This window comes from Trebonia sp. (assembly GCF_030042015.1).
Lineage (GTDB): Bacteria > Actinomycetota > Actinomycetes > Streptosporangiales > Streptosporangiaceae > Trebonia.
Genome location: NZ_JASIAL010000285.1, coordinates 1 through 8,306, shown reverse-complemented (window position 1 = coordinate 8,306; position 8,306 = coordinate 1). Strand labels below are relative to the sequence as shown.

Below are 8,306 nucleotides of genomic sequence, written 5' to 3'. Positions count from 1 at the left end.
TCGTGACCAGTGACACGGAAAGCCGGAACGGCCGCAAGGTCGCGGTGCTCGGGCCGATCCCTCGCGACTCGGTCGTCACCAAGTGGGGTGACCGGTTCGAGAAGTACGGGTGCGCGCTGTACACGGCGGTCGCGCTCTCCGCGCTCATGGACGACGGCGACACGATCGTGCCGATATCGCACGTTCGCAGCCGGGACGAGGGCCCGATCAAGCACCTGCTGGTGGACTTCCCGAACATCGACACCGCGTGCATCACGTCGCGGGCCGACCACGGGGACGGTGTCGAGCTGCGGTACATCGGGGAGAGCCAGCGCGTCGAGCGGCAGACGAGTTTCATGGACCCGATCCTGCCTGCCGACGTCGGCGAGGCGCTCGACGCGGACGTGTTCGTCTGCGTCCCGATCACGGACTACGAGGTGGGGCAGGCGACGCTGCGCTACATCAAGGAGCACAGCGGCGCGACCGTGGTGCTGGACGCCCACGGCCCGACGATGACGCTGACCGCCAGCGGCGAGCGCCACGCACGGGTGTGGGCCGACCAGGACCTGTGGCTTCCGTACATCGACATCCTGAAGATGAACCTCGCGGAGGCGGGCTCGATGTGGCTCGGTGAGTCGGCGGAGCTGACGGCCGACCCGCCGCGGCAGAGCACCGCGGAGCTGCGGGAACTGGCACGGCACTGCCTGGACCGCGGGGTCGGGGCGGTCTGCGTGACGCTCGACGAGCGCGGCTGCGTCGCCTTCTACCGGGACGGGTCAGGCGGGGTCAGCGAGGAGTTCGTCGACCCGGTGCCGGTCGAGCGCGTCGTGGACACGACGGGCGCCGGCGACTCGTTCGCGGCGGGGCTGGCCTACGGCTACCTCGCGCACCGGGACTACGTCGTGGCCTGCCAGTACGGCAACGCGATGGGCGCGCAGCGCTGCACTGGACCGGGCACGGAACTGAACGTCTACCTGCCACGGGAGGAAACCGAGCGGCAGATCCTCGCGACGTACGGCGCCCGGCCCTCCCGCCAGGGAGCATGAGCGGCGCCGTGGACGGCTTCCTGCTCGGCTACGACGGCTTCGACGCGGCGGCCGAGGGACTGCGGGAGGCGCTGACCTCAACGGGCAACGGCTACCTGTGCACGCGCGGCGCGGCGGAGTGGGAAGACGCCGACGGCGTGCACTATCCGGGCACGTACGCGCACGGCGGCTACAACCGCGAGACCACGATCCTCGGCGGCCTGCCCGTGCTCAACGAGGACCTCGTCAACCTGCCGAACTGGCTGGTCCTGCAGCTGCGCATCGAAGGCGAGGACGCGATCAGGCTCGCCGACGTCGAGCTGCTGCGGTACCGGCACGAGTACGACATCCGCAGCGCTACCGTCTGGCGGCAGCTGCGCTTCCGGGACCGGGCCGGCCGGGAGACCGCGCTGACGACGCGCCGGTTCGTCAGCATGGCCGACCCGCATCACGCCGGGATCGAGTGGACCCTGGTCCCCGCGAACTGGTCCGGGCACGTCGAGGTCATCTCGGCGCTCGACGCGCGGGTGACCAACGGCGGCGTCGCCAGGTACCTGGCGCTGGAAGGCCGTCACCTGAACCCGGTTTCCCCGCGGACGTTCGGGCCGGAAGTCATCGCGCTCAAGGCGCAGACCAGGCAGTCGAACCTGTACATCAGCCAGGCGACGCGCACGCGGGTGTCCGGCGCGGACGCCGCGCTGCCGGTGAGCCGGACGCTGTACCAGATGGAGGACTACATCCAGCAGGTGCTGGCCTTCGACGTGCGCAAGGGCGAGGCGGCACGGGTCGAGAAGATGGTCGCCTTCTACACCTCGCGGGACCCGGCGGTCAGCGACACCCTGGTCAGGGCGGCCAGGTCGGCGGCCAGGCACGGCGACTTCCCCGCGGCGTTCGAGCGGCACGCCGCGGCCTGGGACGAACTGTGGCGGACGTGCGACGTGCGGGTGTCGGGCGACGAGCAGGTCCAGTTGCTGCTCCGGCTGCACGTCGCGCACCTGCTGCAGGTCTGCTCCCGGCACACCGCCGACCTCGACGCGGGGATGCCCGCGCGCGGGCTCAACGGCGAGGCCTACCGCGGGCACGTGTTCTGGGACGAGATGTACGCGTTCCCCTTCTTCAACGTCCGGCTGCCCGAGGTCTCGCGCGGGCTGCTGATGTACCGCTACCGCCGGATCGGCGAGGCGCGGGCGGCCGCCCGTGAGGCGGGGCTGCGGGGCGCGATGTTCCCCTGGCAGAGCGGCAGCGAGGGCGTCGAGGAGACCCAGCGCGTCCACCTCAACCCGCTCTCCGGCCGCTGGGAGCCCGATCTGTCCCACAACCAGCGGCACGTCAACGCCGCGATCTTCTTCAACATCTGGAACTACTTCCAGGCCACCGGCGATTACGAGTTCATCGAGAGCTACGGCGCGGAGATCATGCTGGAGATCGCGCGATTCTGGGCCTCCATCGCCGCCTTCAACCCCGAGCGCGAGCGGTACGAGATCCACGGCGTGATGGGCCCCGACGAGTTTCACGAGAAGTACCCGGGCGCGCCCCAGGGCGGGCTGGCCAACAACGCCTACACCAACGTCATGGTCGCGTGGCTCTGCGACATCGCCGGCCGGGTGCTGCCGCTGCTGTCGGCGAGCAGCGCGGACGGATTGCGCGCCCAGCTCGGCATCGGCGACGGCGAGCTTGAGCTGTGGCAGGACATGAGCCGCCGGATGTTCATCCCGTTCCACGGGGACGGGATCATCAGCCAGTTCGAGGGCTACGCGGACCTCGCGGAGCTGGACTGGGACGCCTACCGCGCCAAGTACGGGAACATCCAGCGGCTCGACCGCATCCTGCGCGCGGAGGGCGACGACCCCAACCGCTACAAGATCGCCAAGCAGGCCGACACGGTGATGCTCTTCTTCCTGTTCTCCGGCGCCGAACTGCGCGAGATCTTCGGGCGGCTCGGCTACGACTACGGCCCGGACACGGCCGCCCGCAACGTCGCGTACTACGACCGGCGGACGTCGCACGGCTCGACGCTGAGCTTCGTCACCCACGCGGGAGTGCTCGCCGCCCTCGACCCGGCGAGCTCCTGGGACCGGTTCCTCGTCGCGCTGCGCAGCGACGCCGAGGACATCCAGGGCGGCACCACCAAGGAAGGGATCCACCTGGGCGTGATGGCCGGGACGCTCGACGTCATGCAGCGGTACTACGCGGGCACCCGGATCAGCGAGGGCGTCCTGTACTTCGACCCGCTGCTCCCGGCCGGCCTGGACGGCCTGTCGTTCCCGATGCAGTTCCGGCAGGCCCCGATCCACGTCACGCTCACCCGTGACCTGCTGACGCTCGACGTCCATCCCGAGGGCCCCGGCCGCCAGATACGCGCCGGCCTACCCGGCGACGTGCGCGAACTGTGCCCGGGAGACCGGGCGGTGTTCGGGCTCAGTACCCGATCTGCGCCAGCCGGGGCAGCACGTTCTCGCCGAGCGAGGTGACGAAGCGGGCCGGGTCCGGCGGCAGCGGCGCGACCTCGACCAGCGAGACGCCGAGCTTGGCGTACTGCTCCATCTGGGTGAGGAACGGGCCGATGTCGCCGTCCGGGTCCACCCGGCCGATGATCGTCTTCTGAATGGAGTCGTAGTCCCGGCCGAGCACGTCGCAGTGCGCGCGCAGCACGCCGAGCTTGTGCCCGACCTCCTGCGGCGAGGACCCGAACAGGTTGCACGCGTCGGCGTACTTGGCGACGAGCCGCAGTGTCTTCTTCTCCCCGCCGCCCCCGATCAGGATCGGCGGGCGCGGCGACTGCAGCGCCTGCGGGACGTTGATCGTCTCGGCGAGCTGGTAGTGCTTGCCCTCGAACGGCCCCTCGTCCTGGCTCCACATCTGCTCGCAGATCTGCAGCGCCTCCTCAAGCCGCTCGAACCGCTCGGCCACCGGGGGATAGGGCACGCCAAGCGCGCGGTGCTCGCGCTCGTACCAGGCGGCGCCGATGCCGAGGAACGCCCGCCCGCCGGACAGCACGTCCAGCGTGGTGACGGTCTTGGCGACCAGCCCGGGATGCCGGTAGGTGACGCCGGTGACCAGCAGTCCGAGCCGCAGCCGCTCCGTCTTGGCCGCGACGAAGTTCAGCACGCTGTAGCCCTCGAGCATCGGGTCGCGCGCGGTCGCGAAGTGCTCCATCTGGAACCAGTGGTCCATCGCGGTGAACCAGGCGACTCCTGCCTCGTCCGCCGCGACCGCCGTGTCACCGAGCGCGCCCCGCAGGCCCGGCGCCCCACCGGGCAGCGTGAAGTTCATGAAATGGATGCCGACTTGCATCGAAAGACCCTTCCGGCGGACGGGAACCACGGGACCGTTCTGCATGAAGATTTTCTCATGCGGGCGGTCCCTCGGGCGCCATCGATCCTGTGCGCCGCGGCGCGCGCGCAGCGGAACCCGGCCGTAGCAGCACCGTCCCCACGATCGCGGCCGAGGCCGGCGAGCCGGAGGTCCCGGAGGTCCCGGAGGTCCCGGACGTCCCGGACGTCCCGGACGTCCCGGGCCGCCGCATATTCTCGGCCCGGTCAATATGAATATGTCGGCGCCCAAGATTGGTGTACACGCGCCGCTGTGCGGGATTGAATTTTCCGGCCGCATTATGCATGAATACTCGGTGATTGGGACACGACTTGCTAGCCTCCCGTCCGCTGAGTAATGTTTCCTAATGCGGAGGTCCGGGACATAGCACCGCGCCGCCGCGCCGTGATGGAATCATCCGGCCGATTTACCGGAGGCTGATGGTGCTCATAGACCGCCACCCCGCAGGGGGATACCTGGAGCTGACTTCCGAGGGTAACTTCGTGGTTCTGCGCTGCCTCTGGCCTTTTGACCTGGAGGATGATGAATGGATCAGCATCAGAAACCGTTACCACCTCTCGAGCTACCTGCGGGCAGTTGACAGCGCGATAACAAAAGGTGCCGGCAAGGCCCAGGGCGTCGATGGCGGCTTCTTGGAGATCGTTTGCCTGAACGACGGGCTGGCAATCGAGTTCTCCCGTCCGCAAGCCGGGTGGTCAGCGAGTTCTTTGCAGCTTCATGTCAGGCGGCCCGTTGGTGAGCTCGTGCTGCAGGGCGCGGACGCTCCTGCACGGTTCGCGGATCGCACGGGATGGCCGTGAGCCTTCCTCAAGCGGCCAGGCCGGCCGATTTGCTCAATCGTCTGTGCCGCCCGCGATCCCGGCCAGTACCTTAATCCAGTCTATTACGAGACCTAGGAATTCCTTAACTGTCTCCCTTCGCTCGGAGGGCAGGAATGGCCAGGTGACCCACGCGGGCGCTGACAGCAGCACGATGACGGTCAGGGGGACGGCCAAGGCAGCGACGATGGCTACGCGCTGCCCACGCGATGGTGGCACGAGCATTGATCTCACCACCTTTCCCCGGTCAGATCACATAAGCGTCCCTGGAAACTGTCCAGGCAGGCCGCGGCGTCATCTGTCCTTTCATGACAGCAGTTCGTCGGCCAGTGCATCCGCGAGCTGGCGGCTGACCACCAGGACATTCACGAGGTACAGGGCTTCCAGGACAATGTTCTTTTTCTCCGGCTCTACTGCCAGGACGACGACACCCGGACGGTTCCGCTCCATGTCCGCGGTCCTTGAGCAGCGCTTGAAGTCGTCGTGCTGGGCGCCAAGCCAGCGCGCGTTTACCTCGTCGACCTGCTTTTTCTCTTCCGCGGAAACGTCACTTCGCGCAATCCACACGCCGCCGATGTTTCCTTCCGCCAGCCCGAGCACGCTTGGGTCCTCCGCGTCCTCCGTCTCCAGATACCACGGGTCGGGACGGCCGACCCCGACGATAGGCCGCTTGCTCGTGGTCACGTCGCCTATGCCGGTCAGTATCATGGGAACCTGGCGGATGAGCGGGCGATCTGCGGAGCCCGGGCCGCCGAAGATCTGCCGGTAATTTTTCGAGTATCCGACCAGCTCGCGGGCAATGCGGTCCTGGTCATGCACATAGACCGACTTCGGGATTCGCGCTTGTACGCCGCGCAGCGAGAGCGCGCGTGACTCGGGCCAGGCTTGGGCGAGCGTACGGGCGGCGTCACTTGGACTCACGCCATTTGGTTCGTGATTCGTGGGCTCGCCGGCGATCGGGATGAATAGCTTCGCGGACCCCGATGTGCTCCTAGGGCGCACGTGACGCACCGTCGCGTCGATTGTCCTGCCCCAGGCGACACAGCATGTATCGGCCTGGTCTATGTAGCCGGTAACAATTTCGGCGGCACCCGCGCCGAAGACCTGGAAGGCCTTCTCCCGCGCCGCCGCATTGTTCTCCTCCTCGAGTCCTGGCGCGCCCACCACGTGCAATCGCTTGAAGAACGAGCCGCCATCGGAGCGCGTATCGTTGAGATCGCGGGCTTTCTGCGCGAGGGCATTCTCAAGGGCTGAGTGCCGCTGAAAGAAGGAACTTTCGATCTGCTGGCGAACTTCCTTGTCCAAGCCTGCGGGAAACTGGAATATCTCCCGCAGGACCTCTTTCTCGCGTGCCTCCGCCAAGAGTCGCGACACTTGCGCTTGCGTGCCGAGATTGGCCTTCTCCGCGATTTCTCGCTGAGTCAGGGTAGGGTCGTGAAACTTGTAGTAGGCGGCCAGCAGAGCCTCACGGCTAGGCATTGAAGACATGCGAACCTCCAGTCGCGTGCGCTTCGGAGCCGGTGTTTGGTTGCCGCGCCTCACGATTGACCCACCCGAACGGCCTGAGGTGGCAGCGAGGCGCGAACGTACGGCCTGCGGTGAGCGCCGGCCACGACGCGCTTGCGAGGAGGTCAGGGTGAAGCCAGGTCAAGGCGTCATGCGATGTTCCGGCGGAGCCGCGCGCAGCCACCCGAGTGAGGCCGAACCCTATCGTCATGGCGCGATATTACCGACACGTTAACATGTTCGCAAGATTAGAACTAAAAATGAGTATTTATACAGATCGAATCTGCATAACGACATCGTATGCCCGATGTATGAATATGTGGTACCCGTTGGCATATTTTGACCGCGCCCATCACGTGTATGCGGGCCAGGCGCCACAGCGATACGGCGGCGCAACGGCGTCTGGCGACCAAGGCTGAATCTAACGGTCGCTGAACGTCGGCGACCATCGGTCGACATGGCATCTAGCTGCACTAACTGCCGCTCACAGTCGCCCTGCGCCGGGGCAGCGCCCGATCGTTGCTTGTGAGGCCACACCGCGGGAGGCAATCGCCACCCACAGGGACGCCGGCGCATGACCGCTGGCAACCCAACCGCAACCGACTCCTTCCTCGCCTTCGAGGATCTTCCGCCGCTTGCTGGGGCGCGAGCCCGGTTTCGGCTGGTGATCTCAGATACTGGGACAGTTTTTCGCACATAGGATACGAGCCGCAGAGCTTCTCGGCCATTTTGTCCTATTTGTCCATGCAGCTTGGGTCCTAAGTGCTCGCGGATAAGCAACACGCTGATTTCTGGTTCCCGCGCCGCGCCAGGTCCGCGGCAACCTTGAGCCCCGCCCGGAGCACCGTTCCCGCATCGCCAGGCCCCCGGCACCGCCAGCCAAAGATCGTGCACCTTCTGGGGCGCGCCGGTGAGCAGCAACCCGGCATTGCCGGATGCCTGCCCTCTGGTTGCGGCACGGGCGCGCGGCAGGTTCGGCGTCCGGTCGCTGCCGCGGCCTGGCGGTGATTGGTCCCTGACTGGTCTTTTGTTTCCCGGTAATCGCCGTGCCCGCAATGCCCGGTTCCCGCGGGGCCCATTGGCACCTCTGTTCGTAGGGTGTGGGACAGAGTCCGCGATATCGCGTCCTTCGGACGACTCCTGCGGCGGCCTCAGGTCACGTCTCGCCAAAGTCCGGCTGTGATCGTCGATCAGGGTCGACCGGGCTCATGATCCCGACCGCGTTCCCGTCCGGGTCCTCGATGACGGCATAGCGCCCGCCCCAGAAGACGTCGTACGGGGGCTGCTGCCCCCGGTACCCGGCCGCAACCAGATCCGCATAGATCTCATCGACCCGCTCCCGGCTGCCTGCCGCAAACCCGGGCACCCCCATGCCACCCCGCCAGCCGCGGCTCCAGTGCCGGGCGAACTCGCTGCTGTCCAGGTCGAGGCCGATCCCGCCGGGGAGCGTGACCGTGCGGTGATGATGCTGCCACCGCGGACCGGTGCCGGGGATGGTCAGGCCCAGCTTCCGGTAGAAGGCGACAGTTGCCTCCATGTCCGAGACGACCAGGTTGAACTGATCCGGTACGGGTCCTTGCATGCTTACCCTCCTGAGCTCATCGACGTGGCCGTCCGCCGCCAAGCCAGGCGCACGTGAGGCCGA

General features: G+C 67.2%; 6 protein-coding genes. 3 read left to right on the top strand and 3 right to left on the bottom strand.

Going from position 1 to position 8,306, the window contains the following annotated elements:
- Both Q1N79_RS15325 and Q1N79_RS15320 read left to right on the top strand, forming a co-directional pair.
- Positions 1 to 1,025, top strand: a 1,025-nt coding sequence (locus tag Q1N79_RS15325; RefSeq protein ID WP_300609648.1) for a carbohydrate kinase family protein, incomplete at its 5' end; no start/stop codon positions are given.
- Positions 1,022 to 3,475 carry a glycosyl hydrolase family 65 protein gene (locus Q1N79_RS15320; protein ID WP_300609646.1) on the top strand — a complete coding sequence of 818 codons (2,454 nt, stop codon included), beginning with the start codon at positions 1,022 to 1,024 and terminating at the stop codon, positions 3,473 to 3,475. The genes Q1N79_RS15325 and Q1N79_RS15320, both read left to right, overlap by 4 nt.
- Here Q1N79_RS15320 and Q1N79_RS15315 read toward each other — a convergent pair.
- Positions 3,423 to 4,298 (bottom strand): LLM class F420-dependent oxidoreductase, encoded by an 876-nt coding sequence (locus Q1N79_RS15315; RefSeq protein WP_300609644.1) that lies wholly within the window; start codon positions 4,296 to 4,298, stop codon positions 3,423 to 3,425. The genes Q1N79_RS15320 and Q1N79_RS15315 overlap by 53 nt on opposite strands.
- A 458-nt stretch (positions 4,299 to 4,756) precedes the next feature.
- On the opposite strand from Q1N79_RS15315, the gene Q1N79_RS15310 reads away from it, so the two are divergent.
- A complete protein-coding gene (locus tag Q1N79_RS15310; protein ID WP_300609642.1) occupies positions 4,757 to 5,137 on the top strand; it encodes a hypothetical protein in 381 nt (126 codons plus the stop codon).
- 324 nt (positions 5,138 to 5,461) lie between these two features.
- On the opposite strand, the gene Q1N79_RS15305 is transcribed toward Q1N79_RS15310, so the two are convergent.
- A complete protein-coding gene (locus Q1N79_RS15305; protein ID WP_300609640.1) occupies positions 5,462 to 6,634 on the bottom strand; it encodes a sugar-binding domain-containing protein in 1,173 nt (390 codons plus the stop codon).
- 1,183 nt (positions 6,635 to 7,817) lie between these two features.
- Positions 7,818 to 8,243, bottom strand: coding sequence for a VOC family protein (locus Q1N79_RS15300; protein ID WP_300609638.1), 426 nt, complete (start codon positions 8,241 to 8,243; stop codon positions 7,818 to 7,820).
- Between the last annotated feature and the right edge of the window lie 63 nt (positions 8,244 to 8,306).

Bases quoted from the DNA above. Each gene is read 5' to 3' on its own strand.
- Q1N79_RS15320 (WP_300609646.1), top strand. From the start codon at position 1,022: ATGAGCGGCGCCGTGGACGGCTTCCTGCTCGGCTACGACGGCTTCGAC.
- Q1N79_RS15315 (WP_300609644.1), bottom strand. From the start codon at position 4,298: ATGCAAGTCGGCATCCATTTCATGAACTTCACGCTGCCCGGTGGGGCG.
- Q1N79_RS15310 (WP_300609642.1), top strand. From the start codon at position 4,757: ATGGTGCTCATAGACCGCCACCCCGCAGGGGGATACCTGGAGCTGACT.
- Q1N79_RS15305 (WP_300609640.1), bottom strand. From the start codon at position 6,634: ATGCCTAGCCGTGAGGCTCTGCTGGCCGCCTACTACAAGTTTCACGAC.
- Q1N79_RS15300 (WP_300609638.1), bottom strand. From the start codon at position 8,243: ATGCAAGGACCCGTACCGGATCAGTTCAACCTGGTCGTCTCGGACATG.